Genomic DNA, 22,868 nt, shown 5'->3' with positions numbered 1-22,868 from the left:
CGGGCAACAACCCGTTCGCCGCCCAGCAGGGCATGCGCACGGGCCGCCCCGAGCGCCAGGGCGGACCGCGTCCCCAGGGCCAGGGCGGTCCGCGCCCGCAGGGCCAGGGCGCGGCGGGTCCGCGTCCGCAGGGCCAGGGCGGACCCCGTCCCCAGGGCGGCCCCCGCCCCGGCGGCGCCCGTCCCAGCCCGAACATGATGCCCGGACACACCTCCGGCGTGGCCCCGATCGGCTCGCGGCCGGCCGGCGGCGGAGCCGGTCCCCGGCGCGGCGGTCCCGGCGGCGGCGGCGGGTTCTCCCGTCCCGGCGGCGGCCCCGGCCGCGGCGGCCGCGGCGGCACCCAGGGCGCCTTCGGGCGCGGCGGTGCGCGCGGCAAGCAGCGCAAGTCGAAGCGGGCGAAGCGCCAGGAGCTCGAGCAGATGAAGGCCCCGTCCGTCGGTGGCGTCTCCGTGCCCCACGGTGACGGCACCACGGTCGTGCGCCTGCGCCGCGGCGCGTCCCTGACGGACTTCGCCGAGAAGATCAACGCGAACCCGGCCTCCCTCGTCACAGTGCTCATCCACCTCGGCGAGATGGCCACCCAGACGCAGTCCCTCGACGAGGACACCTTCCAGCTGCTGGGCGCCGAGCTCGGGTACAAGATCCAGGTCGTCTCCCCGGAGGACGAGGAGCGCGAGCTCTTCGAGTCCTTCGACATCGACCTGGAGGCCGAGGCCGCGGCCGAGGGCGAGGACGTGCTGGAGGCGCGCCCGCCGGTCGTGACCGTCATGGGCCACGTCGACCACGGCAAGACCCGCCTGCTCGACGCGATCCGCAACACCAAGGTGATCGAGGGGGAGGCCGGCGGCATCACCCAGCACATCGGCGCCTACCAGATCGAGACCGAGGTGGACGGCCAGGAGCGGCAGATCACCTTCATCGACACCCCGGGTCACGAGGCGTTCACCGCCATGCGTGCCCGTGGTGCCCAGGTGACGGACATCGCCGTGCTCGTGGTCGCCGCGGACGACGGCGTCATGCCGCAGACGGTCGAGGCGCTCAACCACGCCCAGGCCGCCGGTGTGCCGATCGTGGTGGCGGTCAACAAGATCGACAAGCCCGAGGCGAACCCGGACAAGATCCGCGGTCAGCTCACCGAGTACGGCCTGGTCCCGGAGGAGTACGGCGGCGACACCATGTTCGTCGACGTCTCGGCCCGCCAGGACCTGAACATCGACGACCTGCTGGACGCGATCGTGCTGACCGCGGACGGCGCGCTCGAGCTGCAGGCGAACCCCAACAAGGACGCCCGCGGCGTGGCCATCGAGGCGAACCTGGACAAGGGCCGCGGTGCGGTCTCGACCGTGCTCGTGCAGTCCGGCACGCTGCGCGTCGGCGACGCGATCGTCGCCGGCGCCGCGTACGGCCGCGTGCGCGCCATGTTCGACGAGAACGGCAAGTCGGTCGAGCAGGCCGGTCCCTCGCGGCCGGTGCAGGTCCTCGGCCTGGACTCGGTGCCCCGCGCCGGTGACACGTTCCTGTCCACCCCGGAGGAGCGCACCGCGCGCCAGATCGCCGAGAAGCGGCAGGCGGCGGACCGCAACGCGCTGCTCGCCAAGCGCCGCAAGCGGATCACGCTGGAGTCCTTCGACGAGGCCGTGGCCGCGGGCAAGATCGACACGCTCAACCTCATCATCAAGGGCGACGTGTCCGGTGCCGTCGAGGCGCTGGAGGACTCGCTGCTGAAGATCGACGTGGGCGAGGAGGTCCAGCTGCGCGTCATCCACCGCGGCGTGGGCGCGATCACCCAGAACGACGTCAACCTGGCGACCGTGGACAACGCCATCATCATCGGCTTCAACGTCCGCCCCGCCGAGCGCGTGACGGAACTGGCCGACCGCGAGGGCGTCGAGATGAAGTTCTACTCGGTGATCTACAACGCCATCGACGACGTCGAGAGCGCGCTCAAGGGCATGCTCAAGCCGGAGTACGAGGAGGTGGAGCTCGGCACCGCCGAGATCCGCGAGGTGTACCGCTCCTCCAAGTGGGGCAACATCGCCGGTGCCTACATCACCAAGGGCACCATCCGCCGGAACTCCAAGGCCCGGCTGGTCCGGGACGGCAGCGTCGTGGCCGAGAACCTCACCATCGACTCGCTGCGCCGGTTCAAGGACGACGCGACCGAGGTCCGCGAGGGCTACGAGTGCGGTATCGGGCTCGGCTCCTTCAACGACATCCGCGAGGGCGACCTCATCGAGACGTGGGAGATGCGCGAGAAGCCGCGCGCCTGACCCGTCCCCGGCCCCGCGCCCCGTGCGCGGGGCCGCCGCGGCGGCACGGACGGGCCCGGTGCCCGTCCGTGCCGCCGCCACCGTGTGCACCACAGCACACCCCAACCGCAGCACCCCCGAACGACAGCACTGACGAACGACGGCACTGCCGGACGGACGCACCGTCGAACAACCGAGGAGCACCCACCATGGCTGACGCAGCACGCGCCGCCCGACTCGCCGACCGGATCAAGGTGGTCGTCGCCCAGGCGCTCGAGCGCCGGGTCAAGGACCCCCGGCTCGGCTTCGTGACCATCACGGACGCCCGGGTGACCAACGACCTGCAGCACGCGACGCTGTACTACACGGTCTTCGGCACCGCCGAGGAGCAGGAGAGCACCCGCGCGGCCCTGGAGTCCGCCAAGGGCGTCCTGCGCAGCGAGGTCGGCCGCAACATCACCGCCCGCCTCACCCCGACCCTCACGTTCGTCCCGGACGAGATCCCCGTGAACGCCTCCCACCTGGAGGAGGTGCTGCGCGCCGCCAAGGAGAAGGACGCCGAGGTCGCCGCGCAGGCCGCCTCGGCCACCTGGGCGGCGGGGGAGGACCCCTACCGCCGGCCCGCCGAGGAGGACGACGAGTCCTCCCCGTCCCGCTGAGCGCGGCAGGCACCGGACCGATGGCCCGCGCCCCGCACGACGTCCCGAGCCCGGACCCGTCCCTGCCGACGGTGTCCGGGCTCGTGGTCGTGGACAAGCCCGCCGGCTGGACCAGCCACGACGTCGTCGCCCGGATGCGCCGGCTCGCCGGCACCCGGAAGGTCGGCCACGCCGGCACCCTGGACCCCATGGCCACCGGGGTGCTGGTGGTGGGCGTCGAGAAGGCCACCCGCCTGCTGACCTGGGTGGTCGGCCAGGACAAGACCTACGAGACCACCCTGCGGCTGGGACAGGCGACGGTGACCGACGACGCCGAGGGCGAGCTGGTCGCCGTGGCCGAGCCCGCCGACGTCGAGGCGCTCACCGACGAGGCCGTCACCGCGGCGGTCGCCCGGCTCACCGGTGCCCTCCAGCAGGTCCCGGCCAAGGTCAGCGCCATCAAGGTCGACGGCCGGCGGGCCTACGCCCAGGTGCGCGCCGGGCAGGACGTGGAGCTCGCCGCCCGCCCCGTGACGGTCTCCGCCTTCGACGTGCACCGGATCACGCGGACCCACGACGACGCCGGCCGGCCGGTCCTCGACGTCGAGGCCACCGTCTCCTGCAGCACCGGCACCTACGTGCGCGCCCTGGCGCGGGACCTCGGCGAGGCCCTGGGGGTCGGCGGGCACCTCACCGCCCTGCGCCGCACCCGCGTGGGCGCGCTGACGCTCGAGCACGCCTCCACCCTGGACGAGCTCGCCGCCGACGTCGCCGCGGGCCGCCCCCTGCCCGTGACCACCCTGGAGCGGGCCGCCGCAGGGCTCTTCCCCGTCCGCCGGCTCACGGCCGCCGAGGCGGGCGACCTCGCCGACGGGCGCCGGATCGGGCCGTCCGCGGGGGACCCGGCGGAGGGCCCCCTCGACAACGAGGCGGTGACCGCCGGGCTGGCCCCGGACGGACGGCTCGTCGCCCTGCTCCGCGACCGGGGCGAGCGCGGTGCCCGCACGGCCAAGCCCGTGCTCGTGTTCCTGCCCGGGGAACGGTTTCCCGAGACCCCCGGGCCGCCCGCGGAGCGGGGGCGGGACCGCTGATGCTGTGGGGCTACGACGGCTGGTTCTGGGCCGCGGTCCTGCTCGGCGGGGCGTCCTTCCTGGTGTGCGCGGTGCAGGCCCTGCGGGGCCTGCGGCCCGACGACTGGACCCAGGGCTCCGTGCTGCTGCTGGAGGCCTTCCTCCTGGCCTACGCGGTGGGCTCGGTCGTCATGCACCTGGTGGGCCCCGCACCCACCGGCTCGGCGCTGGAGTACTGGGGCTACCTGCTGACCGCGCTGCTCATCCCCGCCGGGACCTTCGTGTGGTCGCTGGTGGAGCGCTCGGCCTGGTCCAACTACGTGCTCGCCGCCGCGGGGCCCGTGGTGGCGATCATGGTCTACCGCATGAACTTCATCTGGTACTACCAGTGAGCCCCCGCCCGCCGTCCGCCCCGCCCGACCAGGAGACCGCCCGATGACCCACCACCCCGACCCCGGGCGCACCCGCCTGCAGCAGCGTTTCGGTCCCCGGCGCGGCGGCGGGCGCGCCGACCGGAAGTCCTCAGGCTTCGGCCGTCTGGTCGTGGTGGTCTACGCGGTGTTCTCGCTCTCGGCCGGGGTGCGGTCCCTGTACCAGATCCTCACCGACTTCGGCGCCGCCCCGCTGCCGTACCTGCTCTCCGCCTTCGCCGCGGCGGTGTACGTGCTGGCCACCGTGGCCCTCGCCCGGCCCGGTGCCCGCTGGCACCGCGTGGCCGTGGCGGCCGTGCTGGTCGAGCTGTGCGGGGTGCTCGGCGTGGGGCTGCTCTCGGTGCTCGCCCCCGAGCTGTTCCCGAAGGCCAGCGTGTGGTCGCACTTCGGCCAGGGCTACGGCTACGTGCCGCTGGTCCTGCCCCTGGTCGGTCTCGCGTGGCTGTGGCGCTCCCGGCCCCGGGCCGCCGTTCCCGGCGCCTGAACCCGCCGCCGGGGGAGCCCGGCCTCCCCGCGCCGGGCGGGCGCCCGCAGCGGGTAGGCTCGTGCGCGGGCCGGAGCGCCCCGCGCCGCACCCTCCCGAAAGGACCACGCCCATGCCCACACGCCCCGACGGCGCCGGAGACTACGACGTCCCGGTCCTCACCGACGGGACCGTGGTCCTGCGCCGGCTCGACGAGCGCGACGTCCCGCAGCTGACCCGCAACTGCGCCGATCCGGCGGCCGCCGAGTTCACCACCGTGCCGCTGGGCTACACGGAGTCCGACGCCCGCTGGTACGTCGAGCACTTCGTCCCCGAGGCCTGGCGCGCGGGCCGCGAGTACAACTGGGCCGCCGCCGATGCCGCGACCGACCGCCTCTACGGGACCGTGGGGTTCAACGCGCTGCGCGGCACCACCGCCGACGTCGGGCTCAACTTCGGTCCGCACGCCCGGGGCACCGGGGCCGCCGAGGCCGCCTGCCGGCTGCTGCTCGACCACGGCTTCGAGCACCTGGGACTGACCTATGCTTACTGGATGGCGAAGGTCCCCAACTGGGCCAGCCGCAAGCTCGCGTGGAAGCTGGGCTTCCGGTCGCCGGTGCGCATCGACGGGTTCATGGAGCAGCGCGGCGCCTCCGTCGACGCCTGGATCCTCACCCTCGGGGCCGACGACCCCCGCACCCCCCGCACCGCCTGGGACGGCCCGCCCCCGCCCGGCGCCCCGCGCTGACCCCCCGGCCCCGTCCCGTCCCGTTCCTGCCTGTCCCGATCCTGCGAGGAGAACCGTGTTCCGCTGGCGAGATCTCTCTGACGTCCCCCCGGGCTTCGGCCCGTCGGTGGTCACCCTCGGCAACTTCGACGGCGTCCACCGGGGCCACCAGCAGGTGATGTCCCAGCTCGTCAGCTCCGCCCGCGAGCGCGGCTGGGCCTCGGTGGTGGTGACGTTCGACCCGCACCCGGCCCAGGTGCACCGGCCCGACAGCTCGCCCGGGCTGATCATGGGCACCGAGGACAAGCTCGACGCCCTCGAGCAGACCGGGGCGGACGCGGTGCTCGTGCTGCGGTACACCCTGGAGTTCGCCGAGCAGACCACCGAGGAGTTCGTGCTGGGCACCCTGGTCGGGCCGCTCGGCGCCCGCTGCCTGGTGGTGGGCTCCGACACCCGCCTGGGCCGCGGCAACTCCGGCAACATCGACACGCTGCGGGAGCTGGGGGAGCGCCACGGCTTCGAGGTCCGGGTGGTCGACGACCTGCTCGACCCGCTGGACGGCGAGGACTCCCGGCACGCCCCGGCGGGGGAGCGCCGCTGCTCGTCGACGTGGATCCGCTCCTGCCTGCAGGCCGGGGACGTGCGCGCCGCCGCCCGGCTGCTCGGGCGCAACCACCGGGTGCGCGGGGAGGTGGTGCACGGGGCGGCCCGGGGGCGGGAGCTGGGCTACCCCACGGCCAACCTGTCCCCGGAGACCGCCGGGTTCGTCCCCGCGGACGGCGTCTACGCCGGGTGGCTGGTCGACGCCCACGGCACCCGCTGGCCCACCGCGATCTCCGTGGGCTCCAACCCCACGTTCGAGAACGTCCCGCGCCAGGTGGAGGCCCACGTCATCGACCGCCCCGCGGAGCGGGTCGAGGACTTCGACCTCTACGGCCAGGACGTGGTCGTCGAGTTCGTGGAGCGGCTGCGCGGGATGGTCGCCTACGAGGGCGTCGACAAGCTCGTGGCACAGATGGATGACGACGTGGCCCGCACCCGGCGGATCCTGGCCGCCGAGGGCTGAGCCCCCGGCGGCCCGGCGCTACATCTCCTCGTGCGTGTTCGGGTCGAAGCCCGAGCCGCTGATCCCGGTGTGCAGCATCTGCAGCCGCTGCATCTGCTCCTCGTCCAGCTCCCAGTCGAAGACGTCCAGGTTCTCGGCCATCCGCCGGGTGTCGGAGGTCTTCGGGATCGGCACGGTCCGGGACTGCAGGTGCCAGCGCAGCACGACCTGCGCCGGGGTGCGCCCGGTCCGCCGGGCGATCCGCGCGATCCACTCGTGCTGGAGGACGTCCGTCTTGCGGCCCAGCGGGGACCAGGCCTGCGTGACGATGCGGTGCTCCTCGTGGAACTCCCGCAGCCGCTCCTGCTGGTACTGCGGGTGCAGCTCGACCTGGTTCACGGCCGGGGTCGTCCCGGTCTCCGCCACCAGCCGGCGGATGTGCGCCGGGGTGAAGTTGGACACCCCCACCGAGCGGACCAGGCCCTCCTCCTGCAGCTCCAGCATGGTCCGCCACGTCTCCACGTAGCGGTCCACCGACGGGTTCGGCCAGTGGATGAGGTAGAGGTCCACGTGGTCGGTGCCCAGCCGCCGCAGCGACCCGTCGAGGGAGCGGCGCACGGCGTCGGTGCCGTGGTCCCGGCCCGGCAGCTTCGTGGTCAGGAACAGCTCGCCGCGGGGCACGCCGGAGGCGGCGACCCCGCGGCCCACCCCGGTCTCGTTGCCGTAGTTCACGGCCGTGTCGACCATCCGGTAGCCGCGCATCAGCGCCTCGGCGACGTTCGCCTCCGCCTCGGCGTCGTCCATGGGGTAGGTCCCCAGACCGATCGCGGGGATGCGCCGGCCGTCCCGCATGGTGTGCGTGCGGCCGGCGGGCTCGAGGCCCCGGCCCTCCTGGGTGTCCTTGCTCACGGGCTGCTCCTGTGCTCCGTGCCCGAGCGCGCTCGGGCCCTGATCGTGGTGTCCCTCCCATCTTGGCCCACGGCCCCGGGAGCACCCAGCCCAGCGCGCCGCGGGCCGCCCCGCTGGGGTGATCTGCGCGCGTCCGGTAGACTTGGCGGCGGTCCGACTGCAGTCCGTGGTTGTCGGACCCCCGGGAGCTCCCGGGACCCGGCGGCGAACCCGCCGACCGGGCCGCACGGTACTGACTCGAACGGAGTTACACGTGGCACTCGACGCCGCCGTCAAGCAGCAGATCATCCAGGACTTCGCCACCCACGAGGGCGACACCGGTTCGCCCGAGGTGCAGATCGCGGTCCTGACCCGCCGGATCGCCGATCTGACGGAGCACCTGAAGCAGCACAAGCACGACCACCACACCCGCCGCGGCCTGATGGCCCTGGTCGGTCGTCGTCGTCGCATGCTGACCTACCTGCGCGACACCGACATCACGCGCTACCGCACGCTCATCGAGCGCCTCGGCCTGCGCCGCTAGTCGGCCCCCGGCGGCGTCCCCCCGGCCCCCGGGAGGGCGCCGCCGAGCACCACCCCCGTCCGTCCCGGACGGGTGAGCACCACCGCACACTGCAGCACCACCGAACCCCAGACGGGGCCACCGCGCCGATCATTCGCGGTCCTCGGTAGTGATCTCCGGAAACCGGACGGCCCCTGCGGGCCCCGGCGGTCCGTGGATCTCGATCGAAGACCGGGTGGCGCGCGGGCCGCCCCGCCGACACGAAACGGAGGTGACCCCTTGGAGGGTCCCGAGATCCAGTACGCCGAAGCCGTCATCGACAACGGCTCCTACGGAAAGCGCGTCGTGCGCTTCGAGACCGGCCGCCTCGCCAAGCAGGCCGCCGGCTCCACCCTCGTCTCCATCGACGAGGACACCACCATGCTCTCCGCCACCACGGTGGGCAAGTCCCCCCGCGAGGGCTTCGACTTCTTCCCCCTGACGGTCGACGTCGAGGAGCGCATGTACGCCGCCGGGCGCATCCCCGGCTCGTTCTTCCGCCGCGAGGGCCGCCCCTCCACGGACGCGATCCTCACCTGCCGGCTCATCGACCGCCCGCTGCGCCCGGCCTTCGGCAAGGGCATCCGCAACGAGGTCCAGGTCGTCGTGACGATCCTGTCCATCAACCCGGACGAGATTTACAACACCGTGGCGATCAACGCCGCGTCGATGTCCACGACCCTGTCCGGCATGCCCTTCCAGGGCCCGGTCGGCGGCGTGCGCATGGCTCTCATGGCCGGGGAGAACGGCCAGCACCAGTGGGTGGCCTTCCCGAAGCACTCCCAGCTCGAGAACGCCGTGTTCGACATGGCCGTGGCCGGCCGGGTCGTCACCGGCAAGGACGGCACCGAGGACGTCGCGATCATGATGGTCGAGGCCGAGGCCACCGACAACTCCTGGAACCTGATCAAGAGCAACGGCGCCGCGGCCCCCACCGAGGAGCTCGTGGCCCAGGGCCTCGAGGCCGCCAAGCCCGCCATCAAGGCCCTGTGCGACGCCCAGGCCGACCTCAAGGCCCGCGCCGGCAAGCCCGCCATGGAGCTGCCGCGCTTCGGCGGCTTCGGCGACGACGTCAAGGAGGCCGTGGCGGCCACCGCCGGCACCCGGCTCGCCGAGGTCTACTCGATCGCCGGCAAGCAGGAGCGCGAGGCCGCGACCGACGAGCTGCACCAGTCGACCCTCGCGGAGCTGACCGGGGAGGGCAAGCCCTTCGCGGACCGCAAGGACGAGGTCAACGGCGCCTACCAGGCCCTGACCAAGCAGACCGTGCGCCAGCGGATCCTCACCGAGCAGGTGCGCATCGACGGCCGCGGCCTGACGGACATCCGCCAGCTCACCGCCGAGGTCGAGGTCCTGCCCCGGGTCCACGGCTCGGCGATCTTCGAGCGCGGGGAGACCCAGATCATGGGCGTCACCACGCTGAACATGCTCAAGATGGAGCAGCAGATCGACTCGCTGTCCCCGGTCAAGCACAAGCGCTACGTGCACCACTACAACTTCCCGCCGTACTCCACCGGTGAGACCGGCCGCGTGGGCTCCCCGAAGCGCCGCGAGATCGGCCACGGCGCGCTGGCCGAGCGGGCCATCACCCCGGTGCTGCCCTCCCGCGAGGAGTTCCCCTACGCCATCCGCCAGGTCTCGGAGGCGCTGGGCTCCAACGGCTCCACGTCGATGGGCTCCGTGTGCGCCTCGACCCTGTCGCTGCTCAACGCCGGCGTGCCGCTGCGCGCCCCGGTGGCCGGCATCGCCATGGGCCTGGTCTCGGACGAGGTGGACGGGGAGACCCGCTACGCCGCGCTGACCGACATCCTGGGCGCCGAGGACGCGCTGGGCGACATGGACTTCAAGGTCGCCGGCACCGCCGAGTTCGTCACCGCGATCCAGCTCGACACGAAGCTGGACGGCATCCCCTCCTCCGTCCTGGACGCGGCCCTCACCCAGGCCCGCGAGGCCCGCCTGCACATCCTCGGGGTGCTCAACGCCGCCATCGACCAGCCGGACGAGATGAGCGAGTTCGCCCCGCGCGTGATCTCCGTGACGGTGCCCGTCTCCAAGATCGGCGAGGTCATCGGCCCCAAGGGCAAGATGATCAACCAGATCCAGGAGGACACCGGCACCGACATCTCGATCGAGGACGACGGCACCGTCTACATCGGCGCCACCGACGGCCCTTCGGCCGAGGCGGCCCGCGCGGCGATCAACGCGATCGCCAACCCGCAGGTCCCCGAGGTCGGCGAGCGCTACCTGGGCACCGTGGTGAAGACCACGACCTTCGGCGCCTTCGTCTCCCTGACCCCCGGCAAGGACGGCCTGCTGCACATCTCGGAGCTGCGCAAGCTCAACGAGGGCAAGCGCGTCACCGACGTCGAGGACGTACTCGGCGTGGGCCAGAAGGTCCAGGTGGAGATCACCAAGGTCGACGACCGCGGCAAGCTGTCGCTGGCCCCGGTGGTCGCCGAGGAGCCCAACGTCTTCGCCGAGGACGACGCGGCCTCCGAGGTCTGAGCCGGGACACTCCCGCGCGCAGCAGAGCACGAGCACAGAAAGCAGCACATCTGGATGACGGCAGTCGATCTGCCGCTGGAGGCGGGCGACCGCGGCCCGGGGACCACCCCGGGACCGGGCGCCCGCCTCTCGGCGGTCCTGAGCAGTTCACCGACCACCACCGCCGGGGCGCTGACCGCCGCGGCCGGGGGGTTCACGCACACCCTGCACGAGGGCGAGGGCGGCAACGTGGTGCGGCGCACCGTGCTGCCGTGCGGCACCCGCGTGCTCACCGAGCGGATGCCGGCCCAGCGCGCCGTGACCGTCGGCTTCTGGGTGGGCGTCGGCTCCCGCGACGAGCAGCCCGGGCGGCTGGGCTCCACCCACTTCCTGGAGCACCTGCTGTTCAAGGGCACCACCCGACGCTCCGCGCTGCAGATCGCCGAGGCCTTCGACGAGGTGGGCGGGGAGTCCAACGCGGCCACGGCCAAGGAGCACACCTGCTACTACGCCCGGGTGCTCGCCGAGGACCTGCCGATGTCCATCGACGTGATCACCGACATGGTCACCTCGGCCGTCCTCGACCCGGAGGAGCTCGAACGGGAGCGGGGGGTGATCCTCGAGGAGCTGGCCATGGACAAGGACGACCCCGAGGACGTCGCCTTCGAGGAGTTCACCCAGCGGGTGCTGGGCGACCATCCGCTGGGCCGTCCCATCGGCGGCACGCCGGAGGAGATCCTGGCCGTGCCCCGCGACGCGGTGCTCGAGCACTACCGGCGGCACTACCGGCCCGAGGGCCTCGTGGTCACGGCCGCGGGCGGGCTGGAGCACGACGTGGTGGTGGCCCTCGTCGCGGAGGCCCTCGGCCGCGCGGGCTGGGACCCGTCCGCACCCGCCGCCCCGGTCGCCCGGCGCGTGCGCACCCCCGCCCCGCTGGCCCCCGAGTGGGGCGAGCACTTCCTGGAGCGGCCCGTGGAGCAGACCAACGTGCTCGTGGGCCGGCCCGGGATCGTGGCCGGCGACGAGCGCCGCTTCGCGATGACCGTGCTCAACGCCGCGCTGGGCGGCGGGATGTCCTCCCGCCTGTTCCAGGAGATCCGGGAGAAGCGCGGGCTGGCCTACAGCACCTTCTCCTTCTCCGGGGCGTACTCGGACGCGGGCTACTTCGGGATGTACGCCGGGTGCCTGCCGGCGCGCACCGACGAGGTCGTGGCGCTGATGACCGGAGGGCTCGAGACCCTCGCCGCGGACGGGATCGGCGCCGACGAGCTGCGCAAGGTCGTCGGCCAGCTCGGCGGCGGCACCGTGCTCGCCCTGGAGGACACCGGCTCGCGGATGTCGCGGCTGGGCTCGGCGGAACTAAAGTCGGGGGAGTTCCTCGACATCGACGAGTCGCTGGACCGGGTGCGCTCGGTGACCCCCGAGCAGGTCCGGGAGCTCGCCGGCTGGCTGGCCGAGGGCCCCGTCGTCACCACCATCGTGGCGCCCTCCCGCCGCTGACCGCCGTCCCCGCCCACCCCTCGTCGCCTAGAGTTGGAGCCATGACCGAGAGCACCGCCCCCGAGACCACCGACGCCGCGGCGTCCGTCCCCGCCGAGCTCCGGGTCGCCGTCCTCGGCGCCCGCGGCCGGATGGGCAGCGAGGCCGTCCAGGCGGTGCGCCGCGCCGACGGCCTGCAGCTCGTCGCCGAGCTCGGCCGGGAGGACTCCCTGCAGGCCCTGGTCGCCGCCGGCGCCGAGGTCGTGGTCGACCTCACCGTCCCCTCCGCCACGGAGACCAACGTCCGCTTCGCCGTGGAGCACGGCATGCACTGCGTGGTCGGCACGACCGGCTGGGACGCCGAGCGGCTGGACCGGCTCGGGGTGCTCCTGGCCGAGCACCCCGGGGTGGGCGTGCTGATCGCCCCCAACTTCTCGGTCGGGGCGGTGCTGGCGATGCGCTTCTCCGCCCAGGCCGCCCGGTTCTTCGAGTCGGTGGAGATCGTGGAGCTGCACCACCCGGACAAGGTCGACGCCCCCTCCGGCACCGCCGCGCGCACCGCGGCCCTCGTCGGCGAGGCCCGGCGGGCCGCCGGGACGGCGCCGTCGCCCGACGCCACCGAGCACGACCCGGCCGGCGCGCGCGGGGCGCTCGTCGACGACGTCCGGGTGCACTCCGTGCGCCTGCGCGGACTGGTGGCCCACCAGGAGACGCTGCTCGGCGGCGTCGGGGAGCAGCTCACCATCCGGCACGACTCCTTCGACCGGATCTCCTTCATGACCGGCGTGGTCCTCGGCGTGCGCGAGGTCGGCTCCCACCCGGGGCTCACGCACGGCCTCGAGGGCTACCTCGACCTGGAGCTGTGACCCGATGAGCTCGATGCGCGTCTGGGGCTGGGTGCTGCTCGCGGCGGGCGCCGTGACCCTGTGGCTGTTGCCGATCCCGGACGGCTCGAAGCTGTGGATCCTCGCGGTGCTCGTCTTCGCCGGGGTCTTCACGCTGCTGGAGTCCACGAGCCGGGCGAAGGCGCTGGCCGCGGCCATGACCGCCCTGCTCGTCGTCTACCTCGTCCTGAGCCTGCACCGCGCGGTCCTGCTGATGGGCACCGAGGGCTGGATCCCCAAGGCCTTCGGCCTCGCCCTGCTGGTGCTGCCGGCCGTGGGCGTGTGGGCGCTGGTGCGCGAGGTCCTCTTCGGCGTCCGCACCGAGCAGCTCGGCCGCACCCTGGAGGCGGAGGGCGGGCTGCCCGCGGACGACCTGCCGCGCACTCCGGGCGGGCGGATCGTGCGCGCGGCCGCCGACGAGCGGTTCCACGTCCGCCGGGCCCAGACCGAGGAGGACCCCGGGGACTGGCGCAACTGGTACCGGCTCTCCCTGGCCTACGCCGACGCCGGGGACCGCCGCCGCGCCCGCTCCGCGATGCGCGACGCCGTGGCCCTGTCCCAGGGGCGCCCGGCCCGCAACGTGGAGGCCGCCGGACCGGCCGGTGAGGGCCGGGACTGAGCCGTGGCCGTCGCGACCTGCCCCCTCGGCGGCCCCGGGACCGCCCGCCCCGGCGCGGCCCCGGCGCGGAGACGGTAGCCTGGGGCCCATGACTGACTTCGCCACGTCCTCCTCCGCCGACCGCCCCACCACCCCGGACAAGCCCCTGTTCGGGACGCTGCTCACCGCGATGATCACCGTCTTCGCCGAGGACGGCTCCGTGGACCTGGAGGGCACCGCGGCCGTGGCGTCGCGGCTCGTCGACGACGGCTGCGACGGCCTGGTGGTCTGCGGCACCACGGGCGAGTACTCGACCATGACGGACGAGGAGAACCTCTCCGTGTTCCGCGCGGTCAAGGACGCCGTGGGCTCCCGCGTGCCGCTGCTGGCCGGTACCGGCTCCAACGACACCGAGCACTCCCGCTACCTCTCCCGGGCGGCCGAGAAGATCGGCATGGACGGGCTGCTCATCGTCACCCCGTACTACAACAAGCCCACCCAGGCCGGGGTCGAGGCGCACTTCCGCAGCCTCGCCGACTCCGTGGACCTGCCGATCATGCTCTACGACATCCCCGGCCGCTCCGGCATCCCCATCGCCACCGAGACCCTGATCTCCCTCGCGGGCCACCCCAACATCGTGGCCGTCAAGGACGCCAAGGCGGACCTGCTCGCCGCCACCCGGGTGCTGGCCGAGACGGACCTGCTCTACTACTCCGGCGACGACGGGCTGACCCTGCCGTGGATATCCCTCGGCGCGGCCGGCCTGGTGGGCGTCACCACGCACGTGGCCACCGCGGAGTACCGCCGGCTCATCGACGCCGTGCGCGCCGGCGACCTGGGCACGGCCCAGCGCCTCAACCTGGACCTCGAGCCCGTGGTCCGCGCCACCATGACCCGCGCGCCCGGCGCCGTGGCGGCCAAGACGATCCTCATGTGGCAGGGCAAGCTGCCGCACAACACCGTGCGGCTCCCGCACGTCCCACCCACGGAGGCCGAGGCCGCCCTGATCCGCGCGGATCTGGAGGGCTCGATCGTCTCCGGCACCATCGAATGACGAAAGAGTTCCATGACCCAATGGCACACTGACCTGTCCGCTCCCCCCGCCCTCGGCAAGGACGCGCTGCGCGTCGTCCCCCTGGGCGGGCTGGGCGAGGTCGGCAGAAACATGACGGTGTTCGAGATCAACGGGCAGCTGCTCGTGGTCGACTGCGGGGTCCTCTTCCCCGAGGAGACCCAGCCCGGCGTGGACCTGATCCTCCCGGACATCAACTACATCATCGACCGGCTCGACGACGTCGTGGCCGTGGTGCTCACGCACGGGCACGAGGACCACATCGGCGCCGTGCCCTACCTGCTCAAGCGCCGGCCGGACATCCCCGTCATCGGCTCCCAGCTCACGCTCGCGCTCATCGAGGCGAAGCTGCAGGAGCACCGCATCAAGCCCTACACCATGGCGGTGCGGGAGGGGCAGGTCGAACGGCTCGGCGAGTTCGAGGTCGAGTTCGTCGCCGTCAACCACTCCATCCCCGATGCGCTGGCCGTGTTCCTGCGCACCCGGGCCGGCACGGTGCTGCACACCGGCGACTTCAAGATGGACCAGCTGCCCCTGGACGGCCGGATCACCGACCTGCGCCACTTCGCCCGGCTGGGCGAGGAGGGCGTGGACCTGTTCCTCACCGACTCCACCAACGCCGAGGTCCCCGGCTTCACGCCCACGGAGAAGCACATCGGCCCGGTGCTGGCCGACGTGATCGGCCGGGCCCCCAAGCGCGTGGTCGTGGCGTCCTTCTCCTCCCACGTCCACCGGGTGCAGCAGGTGCTCGACGCCGCCGCGGAGCACGGGCGCAAGGTCGTCTTCATGGGCCGCTCCATGGTCCGCAACATGACCATCGCCGAGAAGCTCGGCTACCTCGAGGTCCCGCCGAACACCCTGGTCGACCAGAAGAAGATCGAGGACCACGCCGACTCCCAGCTGGTCATCATGTGCACCGGCTCGCAGGGCGAGCCGATGGCCGCGCTGTCGCGGATGGCCAACGGGGACCACAAGGTCCAGCTCACCGAGGGGGACACCGTGATCCTCGCGTCCTCCCTGATCCCGGGCAACGAGAACTCCGTGTTCCGGATCATCAACGGGCTCATGCGCCTGGGCGCGAACGTCGTGCACAAGAGCAACGCCAAGGTCCACGTCTCCGGGCACGCCGCCGCCGGGGAGCTGCTGTACTGCTACAACATCATCGAGCCCGAGTACGTCATGCCGGTGCACGGCGAGGTCCGTCACCTCATCGCCAACGGCAAGCTCGCCGAGGAGACGGGCGTCCCGACCGACCACGTGCTGCTGGCCGAGAACGGCACCGTGGTGGACATGACCGCCGGCCAGGTCCGGATCACCGGGCAGGTGGAGTGCGGGGACGTCTACGTGGACGGCTCCTCCGTGGGCACCATCACCGACGCCGACCTCAAGGACCGCCTGGTGCTGGCCGAGGAGGGCTTCATCTCGGTGATCACCGTGGTCAACCGGGACACCGGCAAGGTGGTCTCCGGCCCCGACGTGCACGCCCGGGGCGTGGCCGAGGACGACCAGGTCTTCGAGGACATCAAGCCGAAGATCACCGCCGCCCTCGAGGACGCGATCAACCACTCGGGCAAGAACCACACCACCCAGCAGCTCCAGCAGGTGGTGCGCCGCACGATCGGCTCCTGGGTCAGCCGCAAGCTGCGCCGCAAGCCCATGATCGTCCCGGTGGTCATCGAGGCCTGACCACCCCACCTCCTCCGCCCGTGCGGCACCGCGGGCGGGGGGAGGCCGTGGTCTACCCTGGGAGCATGGCGACTCGTACTTCCCCTGCCCGCAAGGGCGCCTCGACGTCGCGTGGCAAGAACAGCACGTCTTCCGCGCGGTCGTCGGGAACCAGCCGGAAAAGCTCCTCCCGCCCCGCCACCGCGGCGCGGGGCTCCTCCGCGCGCCCAGCCGACAGCTCGCCGGGGGCGCTGCACGCCCTCGGCGCCGCCCTGCTGTGGTGCGCCCGCGTGATCGGGGGCGCCTGGACGGCCGTCGCCCACGTGGTCGGCGGCGCGGTGCGCCGGATGGGCACCCTGCGCACCGACGTGCCCGCCGAGCGGCTGCGGGACGGCGGGGCGCTCTTCCTGCTGCTGCTCGGGCTGCTCAGCGCCGCCGTCGAGTGGTGGAACCTGCCCGCCGCCCCGGCCGCCTGGATCGCCGTGCCCGCCGCCGTGGTCCACCAGGTGCTCGCCGGCACCTTCGGCTGGATGGCCCTGGTCCTGCCCCTGCCCCTCGCCGGCTTCGCCCTGCGCCGCTTCCGGCATCCCGAGGAGACCTCCGCCAACAACCGGATCGCCATCGGCCTGGGCGCCGCGGTGGTGGCCGGCTCGGGCCTGGCCCACCTGTTCCTGGGCCGCCCCTCGATGAGCGACGGCCCCGGGGCCCTGGGCACCGCCGGGGGCACCGTCGGGTTCCTCGCCGCCGACCCGCTCAGCGCCCTCGTCACCCCGGTGGGGGCCGGGGCGGTGTTCGTCGCCGTCCTGTTCCTGTCCGTGCTCGTGATCACCGCCACCCCCGTGAACCTCATCGGACCCCGGCTCAAGCAGGGCTACTGGCGGCTGATGGGCCAGGACGGGCCCGTCTCCGCGACCGACCTGTCCTCCGCGGACCACGACCGCTCCTACCTGGACGAGCACCACGCGCGCGCCGAGGCCGGCAAGACCCGGCGGCAGAAGCGCCGCGAGCGCAAGGAGGCCGAGGCCGAGCGGCGCGCCCTCGACGGCTACCGCGGTGACGAGGCCTTCGAACGGGCCGTCGTCGACCAGGAGCGGTCCGGGGGAGACGCCCCCACCCGCGTCTTCGACGTCGACTCCGCCCGCGCCGCCCGGCGGAAGGCCGCCGCCGCAGGGGCCGCCGACGCCGCGGAACCGGCCGGGGCACCGGCCCCCGCCGAGCAGGCGCCGCAGCCGGCGGCCGGCCCGCGCCCGGGGCAGAAGCGTCCCACCCAGGAGCAGCTCGCCGCCACGAGGCTGCGCCGGGAGCAGGGCCTCGAGCCGGCCGCGGACACGGCCGCCGGCTCCGGCTCCCCGGCGCTCGAGGACGTCGAGCCCGCCCCGGCGGGCTCGACCTCCGTCACCGCCCGCACGCACACCCCCGAGGCCCCCATCCCGGCCCGGGCGGAGCAGCTCAAGCTCGAGGGGGACATCGCCTACTCCCTGCCCACGCCCGGGGCGCTCGTGCAGGGCCCGCCGCCCAAGGAGCGCTCCGAGGCCAACGACGCCGTGGTCGCCGCCCTGACCAGCGTCCTGGAGCAGTTCAACGTCGACGCCGTGGTCACGGGCTTCTCCCGCGGGCCCACCGTCACCCGGTACGAGATCGAGCTCGGCTCCGGCACGAAGGTGGAGCGGGTCACGGCGCTGTCGAAGAACATCGCCTACGCGGTGGCCTCCGCCGACGTGCGCATCCTCTCCCCGATCCCGGGCCGCTCCGCGATCGGGATCGAGATCCCCAACACCGACCGCGAGACGGTGTCCCTCGGCGACGTCCTGCGCTCGCACAACGCCCGCAAGACCGAGCACCCCATGGTCATGGGCGTGGGCAAGGACGTGGAGGGCGGCTACGTGGTGGCCAACCTCGCGAAGATGCCGCACCTGCTCGTGGCCGGCGCCACCGGCGCGGGCAAGTCGAGCTTCGTGAACTCGATGATCGTCTCCCTGCTGATGCGCGCCACCCCCGACGAGGTGCGGATGGTCATGGTCGACCCCAAGCGCGTCGAGCTGACCGCCTACGAGGGCGTCCCGCACCTGATCACCCCCATCATCACCAACCCCAAGAAGGCCGCCGAGGCGCTGCAGTGGGTCGTGCGCGAGATGGACGCCCGCTACGACGACCTCTCCCACTACGGCTACAAGCACGTCGACGACTTCAACAAGGCCGTGCGCAACGGCAAGGTCCAGCCCGAGCCCGGCTCCAAGCGGGTGATCCGGCCCTATCCGTACCTGCTCGTGATCGTGGACGAGCTCGCCGACCTCATGATGGTCGCCCCGCGCGACGTCGAGGACGCGATCGTGCGGATCACCCAGCTCGCCCGCGCGGCCGGGATCCACCTGGTCCTCGCGACCCAGCGGCCCTCCGTGGACGTGGTCACCGGACTGATCAAGGCCAACGTGCCCTCCCGGATGGCGTTCGCCACCTCCTCGGTCACCGACTCCCGGGTGGTGCTGGACCAGCCCGGCGCCGAGAAGCTCATCGGCCAGGGCGACGCCCTCTTCCTGCCCATGGGCGCCTCCAAGCCCATGCGCGTGCAGGGTGCGTGGGTCTCGGAGTCGGAGATCCACGAGGTCGTGGACCACGTCAAGGGCCAGATGAAGGCCCACTACCGGGAGGACGTCGTCCAGGAGGCCCCCAAGAAGGCCATCGACGAGGACATCGGGGACGACCTCGACGTGCTCCTGCAGGCCACCGAGCTCGTGGTGACCACGCAGTTCGGCTCCACCTCCATGCTGCAGCGCAAGCTGCGGGTGGGCTTCGCCAAGGCCGGCCGGCTCATGGACCTGCTGGAGTCCCGGGGCGTCGTCGGACCCTCCGAGGGCTCCAAGGCCCGGGACGTGCTCGTCAAGCCGGACGACCTCGCCGCGACCCTGGCCGTGCTCCGCGGCGAGGAGCCGCCGGCGCCGGCCGGCGGGACCGGCGGATCCGTCGACTACGGGGAGGACCCGGTCGAGGCCTCGCTGGCGGCCACCGCGGTCGACCACCACGACGGCGCCGAGGACCCCGAGGGCTCCGAGGACGCCTGGCAGCTCACCGGCCGCTGAGCCGACCGACCACCACCACCAGGAAGCGAGCACCCGATGAGCCCCGCGGACCCGGCCTCCAACCTCAACCTGCCCAATGCGCTCACCGCCCTGCGCATCGTGCTGGTGCCCTTCTTCGTCTGGTTCCTGTGGGCGGGCGGCACCCAGGGGGAGGACTCCGCGGCCATGCGGTGGGCCGCCCTCGCGGTGTTCGCCGTGGCCATGTACACCGACAAGCTCGACGGTGACATCGCCCGGGCCCGCGGGCTGATCACGAGCTTCGGCAAGATCGCCGATCCGATCGCGGACAAGCTGCTGACCGGGGCCGCCTTCGTGGTGCTCTCGATGCTGGGGGAGCTGTGGTGGTGGGTCACCGTGGTGATCCTCGTGCGCGAGTGGGGCATCACGGTCCTGCGCTTCGTCGTGATCCGCTACGGGGTGATGGCCGCATCCAAGGGCGGGAAGCTCAAGACCGTCCTGCAGACCGTCGCGCTGCTGCTGCTGCTCCTGCCCCTGGCGCCGCTGGTGGGTGCCTGGTGGCCGTGGCTGGGCTGGACCGTCATGGGCGCCGCGCTGGTGGTCACCGTGGTGACCGGCGTGGACTACGTGGTCAAGGCCGTGCAGCTGCGCCGCCGCTCGCCGGCCGGGCGGAACCCGGCGTGAGCGGCGCGGCGCCGGCCGCCGGCGCGCTCGTCGAGGCGGCCGTCCGGCGGGGCCTGACCATCGGCACCGCCGAGTCCCTGACCGGGGGCGCGCTGGCCGCCGCGGTGGTCGACGTCCCCGGGGCCTCGGGCTGCTTCGAGGGCGCGGTCGTGTCCTACTCCAACAGGGTCAAGACCGAGGTCCTCGGCGTCCCGGCGGCGCTGCTGGCCGAGCGCGGCTCCGTGGACCCCGACGTCGCGGCGGCCATGGCCGAGGGCGCCCGCCGGGTGCTGGGCACGGACTGGGCCGTGGCCACCACCGGCGTCGCCGGCCCGGATCCGCACGACGGCCGGCCGGTCGGCACGGTCTACCTCGGCCTGGCCGGCCCCCGGGGCGCGACCGCACTGGAGCTGCAGGCCGCGGGCGACCGCGCGGCCATCCGGGCGGCCACCGTCGCCGCGGCCCTGGAGCGGCTCACCGCCGCCATCCTGCTCCCAGACAACTCCCAGTGAAAAAGTGCGGTCGGCGGGGAAGAATGGAACCGTCAGCGTGGTTAGCAATGATCGCAGGCTCGAGTTGAGCCGTTCGAAGTCAAGATGTCGACCGGCCGGCGCCGGGGACACCGTCCGCAGCAGGCGGTGACACTGCCGCACACATGAGGAGACAAGCGATTCACATGACGAAGCAACCCGTGTCCGTCAATGGTGTCGTCCGTTGGAAGGACGTGGGCCTGGACGAGCACAGCGGTACCGAGACGAAGGACATGAAGATGGGTGTACTCCGCCAGGAGATCGGTGAGGTTCTCCGCAACGTCCGTCAGCGTCAGGGGCGCACCCTCCGGGAGGTCTCGCACAGCGCCCGCGTCTCTCTCGGCTACCTGAGCGAGGTGGAGCGCGGGCAGAAGGAGGCCTCCTCGGAGCTGCTCGCCTCGATCTGCACCGCCCTCGACATCCCGATGTCCCAGATGCTGCGCGAGGTCGCGGACCGGCTGGCCTACGCCGAGGGCCTCCTGGTCCCGGACACGGTGCCCAGCGACCTGACCGAGCAGTACTCGCGGGAGTTCGGGCGCGTCAACGGCGGCGAGGCCGCCGCGGCCGGCGCCCGCTGAGCACCCGGGCGGCATCCCGCCCACCACGACGTCCCGGAGGGCTCGTCGGTCCGAGGACCGCCGGGCCCTCCGGCACGTGCCCGCCCGGCCGCCCTGCCGGCAGCACCGCGACGGACCCCGGGCATCGGGGACATCGCACGACGACGGGGCACGACACGGACCACGCACCGCGGACCAGCAGGCCGCAGCACCACCGAGGAGGACGCGCATGAGGCTCAGCAGCTTCTGGGAGCTGATGGCCGACGAGTTCGGAGCGGGCTACAGCAAGGTCCTGGCCCGGGACCTGGTGCTCGGGGAGCTCGGTCACCGCACGGCCGCGGAGGCCATCGAGGACGGGGTGGACCCCCGCACCGTGTGGTTCGCCCTGTGCCGGGCGCAGGACGTGCCGGAGTCGCGCTGGTGGGGCGCGGACCGGCCCCCGCGGAGCTGACCGGCCCCGGTCCCGGCGCGCCCGTGGACCTCGGGAAGGTTCGAAGGTATATTCGACACCGCAGCGTGGACTGCACAACCCGCTCCCGCCCGGGCCGCCGGCCGGTGGGCGTCCCCAGGCCCGGTGCGGAGGCCTTAGGGTGTCCGACCGCGGCGATACCGTGGAACACGAAACGACCAGCACGAACGGTTCCGGCCGCACCGGCGGAACCCCCCGACCACGAGGTGAACCATGGCAGCCAAGGGCAACAAACAGAGCGCCGACCAGCAGTTCGGCAGCGACCGCGAGAAGGCTCTCGAGACCGTCCTCGCGCAGATCGACAAGAACTACGGCAAGGGCTCGGTGATGCGCCTGGGCGACCGCCCGGCCACCAAGATCGAGACCATCCCCACCGGCTCCATCGCCATGGACGTCGCGCTGGGCATCGGCGGGTTCCCCCGCGGGCGCGTCGTGGAGATCTACGGCCCGGAGTCCTCCGGCAAGACCACCGTGGCGCTGCACGCGGTGGCCAACGTGCAGAAGGCCGGCGGGATCGCCGCCTTCATCGACGCCGAGCACGCCCTGGACCCCGCCTACGCCGAGAAGCTGGGCGTGGACACCGACAGCCTGCTCGTCTCGCAGCCGGACACCGGTGAGCAGGCCCTCGAGATCATGGACATGCTGGTGGGCTCCGGGTCCATCGACATCATCGTGATCGACTCGGTGGCGGCCCTGGTGCCCAAGGCCGAGATCGAGGGCGAGATGGGCGACAGCCACGTGGGTCTGCAGGCACGGCTGATGAGCCAGGCGCTGCGCAAGATCACCGGGCGGCTCTCGCACTCGAACACCACCGCGATCTTCATCAACCAGCTGCGCGAGAAGATCGGCGTGTTCTTCGGCAGCCCCGAGACCACCACCGGTGGCAAGGCGCTGAAGTTCTACGCCTCGGTGCGCGTGGACGTGCGCCGCATCGAGACGCTCAAGGACGGGGCGAACCCGGTGGGCAACCGCACCCGCGCCAAGATCGTCAAGAACAAGATGGCCCCGCCCTTCAAGCAGGCCGAGTTCGACATCCTCTACGGGGAGGGCATCTCCACCGAGGGCGGGCTCATCGACATGGGCGTGGAGCACGGCATCGTCAAGAAGTCCGGGGCCTGGTTCACCTACGAGGGCGACCAGCTCGGACAGGGCAAGGAGAACGCCCGCCGGTTCCTGAAGGACAACCCGGAGCTGGCGGAGGAGATCGAGCGCCGGATCCTGGTCAAGCTCGGGATCGTCGCCGAGCCCGAGAGCGCCGCGGAGGTCGAGGAGGAGTCGCCGGTCGCCGGGCTGCCCTCCGAGATCGGCGGCCCGGCCTTCTGAGCGGGTCCGTGACCGAGAGCCCGTACGCACGCCGGC

The 22,868-nt window shown here is 72.9% G+C and carries 21 protein-coding genes; 20 read left to right on the top strand and 1 reads right to left on the bottom strand.

From position 1 onward, the window contains the following. The 7 genes from infB to ABL57_RS07280 form a co-directional block, all read left to right on the top strand. Positions 1–2,270: translation initiation factor IF-2 (infB, locus tag ABL57_RS07310; RefSeq protein WP_047802802.1), on the top strand; the 2,270-nt coding region annotated here is incomplete at its 5' end. Between the two features lie 188 nt (positions 2,271–2,458). Next, on the top strand, positions 2,459–2,908 hold the full coding sequence (gene rbfA, locus ABL57_RS07305) for a 30S ribosome-binding factor RbfA (protein WP_047802801.1): 450 nt from the start codon (positions 2,459–2,461) through the stop codon (positions 2,906–2,908). 20 nt (positions 2,909–2,928) lie between these two features. After that, positions 2,929–3,978 (top strand): tRNA pseudouridine(55) synthase TruB, encoded by a 1,050-nt coding sequence (gene truB / locus ABL57_RS07300; protein ID WP_047802800.1) that lies wholly within the window; start codon positions 2,929–2,931, stop codon positions 3,976–3,978. Beyond that, positions 3,978–4,349, top strand: coding sequence for a hypothetical protein (locus ABL57_RS07295; protein WP_047802799.1), 372 nt, complete (start codon positions 3,978–3,980; stop codon positions 4,347–4,349). The genes truB and ABL57_RS07295 overlap by 1 nt, the downstream gene beginning before the upstream one ends. Positions 4,350–4,392: 43 nt before the next feature. Continuing rightward, the gene (locus ABL57_RS07290) at positions 4,393–4,872 is read left to right on the top strand and encodes a hypothetical protein (RefSeq protein WP_047802798.1); all 480 of its coding nucleotides are present in this window, start codon (positions 4,393–4,395) and stop codon (positions 4,870–4,872) included. A gap of 112 nt (positions 4,873–4,984) precedes the next feature. Next, positions 4,985–5,599, top strand: a complete 615-nt coding sequence (locus ABL57_RS07285) for a GNAT family N-acetyltransferase (protein ID WP_047802797.1) — start codon at positions 4,985–4,987, stop codon at positions 5,597–5,599. Positions 5,600–5,654: 55 nt separating this feature from the next. Then, entirely contained in the window at positions 5,655–6,644 is a 990-nt protein-coding gene (locus ABL57_RS07280; protein ID WP_047802796.1) for a bifunctional riboflavin kinase/FAD synthetase, read from the top strand. Between the two features lie 18 nt (positions 6,645–6,662). On the opposite strand, the gene ABL57_RS07275 is transcribed toward ABL57_RS07280, so the two are convergent. Then, a complete protein-coding gene (locus ABL57_RS07275) occupies positions 6,663–7,532 on the bottom strand; it encodes an aldo/keto reductase (protein ID WP_238986004.1) in 870 nt (289 codons plus the stop codon). Between the two features lie 253 nt (positions 7,533–7,785). Between ABL57_RS07275 and rpsO the strand changes: the two genes are divergently transcribed. From rpsO to recA, 13 genes are all read left to right on the top strand, one after another. Beyond that, complete coding sequence (gene rpsO, locus ABL57_RS07270; RefSeq protein WP_047802795.1) at positions 7,786–8,055, top strand: 30S ribosomal protein S15; 270 nt, start codon at positions 7,786–7,788, stop codon at positions 8,053–8,055. 258 nt (positions 8,056–8,313) lie between these two features. After that, complete coding sequence (locus ABL57_RS07265) at positions 8,314–10,578, top strand: polyribonucleotide nucleotidyltransferase (RefSeq protein WP_047802794.1); 2,265 nt, start codon at positions 8,314–8,316, stop codon at positions 10,576–10,578. Between the two features lie 54 nt (positions 10,579–10,632). Next, a complete protein-coding gene (locus ABL57_RS07260) occupies positions 10,633–12,057 on the top strand; it encodes a pitrilysin family protein (RefSeq protein ID WP_053004812.1) in 1,425 nt (474 codons plus the stop codon). Positions 12,058–12,098: 41 nt separating this feature from the next. After that, positions 12,099–12,902, top strand: coding sequence for a 4-hydroxy-tetrahydrodipicolinate reductase (dapB, locus tag ABL57_RS07255; RefSeq protein WP_047802793.1), 804 nt, complete (start codon positions 12,099–12,101; stop codon positions 12,900–12,902). Positions 12,903–12,906: 4 nt separating this feature from the next. Further along, on the top strand, positions 12,907–13,539 hold the full coding sequence (locus tag ABL57_RS07250) for a hypothetical protein (RefSeq protein WP_238986003.1): 633 nt from the start codon (positions 12,907–12,909) through the stop codon (positions 13,537–13,539). Positions 13,540–13,627: 88 nt separating this feature from the next. Continuing rightward, entirely contained in the window at positions 13,628–14,572 is a 945-nt protein-coding gene (dapA, locus tag ABL57_RS07245; RefSeq protein ID WP_047802792.1) for a 4-hydroxy-tetrahydrodipicolinate synthase, read from the top strand. Between the two features lie 12 nt (positions 14,573–14,584). Further along, a complete protein-coding gene (locus ABL57_RS07240) occupies positions 14,585–16,276 on the top strand; it encodes a ribonuclease J (protein WP_047802791.1) in 1,692 nt (563 codons plus the stop codon). 65 nt (positions 16,277–16,341) lie between these two features. After that, entirely contained in the window at positions 16,342–19,332 is a 2,991-nt protein-coding gene (locus tag ABL57_RS07235; protein ID WP_047802790.1) for a DNA translocase FtsK, read from the top strand. A gap of 36 nt (positions 19,333–19,368) precedes the next feature. Further along, the gene (gene pgsA, locus ABL57_RS07230) at positions 19,369–19,974 is read left to right on the top strand and encodes a CDP-diacylglycerol--glycerol-3-phosphate 3-phosphatidyltransferase (protein ID WP_047802789.1); all 606 of its coding nucleotides are present in this window, start codon (positions 19,369–19,371) and stop codon (positions 19,972–19,974) included. Further along, positions 19,971–20,465 carry a CinA family protein gene (locus tag ABL57_RS07225; protein ID WP_047802788.1) on the top strand — a complete coding sequence of 165 codons (495 nt, stop codon included), beginning with the start codon at positions 19,971–19,973 and terminating at the stop codon, positions 20,463–20,465. Before pgsA ends, ABL57_RS07225 begins: the two co-directional genes overlap by 4 nt. A 164-nt stretch (positions 20,466–20,629) precedes the next feature. After that, entirely contained in the window at positions 20,630–21,061 is a 432-nt protein-coding gene (locus tag ABL57_RS07220; RefSeq protein WP_047802787.1) for a helix-turn-helix domain-containing protein, read from the top strand. Between the two features lie 208 nt (positions 21,062–21,269). Further along, the gene (locus ABL57_RS07215) at positions 21,270–21,491 is read left to right on the top strand and encodes a DUF3046 domain-containing protein (RefSeq protein ID WP_047802786.1); all 222 of its coding nucleotides are present in this window, start codon (positions 21,270–21,272) and stop codon (positions 21,489–21,491) included. Between the two features lie 231 nt (positions 21,492–21,722). Next, positions 21,723–22,832, top strand: a complete 1,110-nt coding sequence (recA, locus tag ABL57_RS07210) for a recombinase RecA (protein WP_047802785.1) — start codon at positions 21,723–21,725, stop codon at positions 22,830–22,832. Positions 22,833–22,868 lie beyond the last annotated feature (36 nt).

The sequence above is a fragment of the Kocuria sp. SM24M-10 genome, from assembly GCF_001027955.1.
Lineage (GTDB): Bacteria > Actinomycetota > Actinomycetes > Actinomycetales > Micrococcaceae > Kocuria > Kocuria oceani.
Note: the sequence above shows the minus strand (reverse complement) of the source record. Positions and strands in the feature narration are given on the sequence as shown.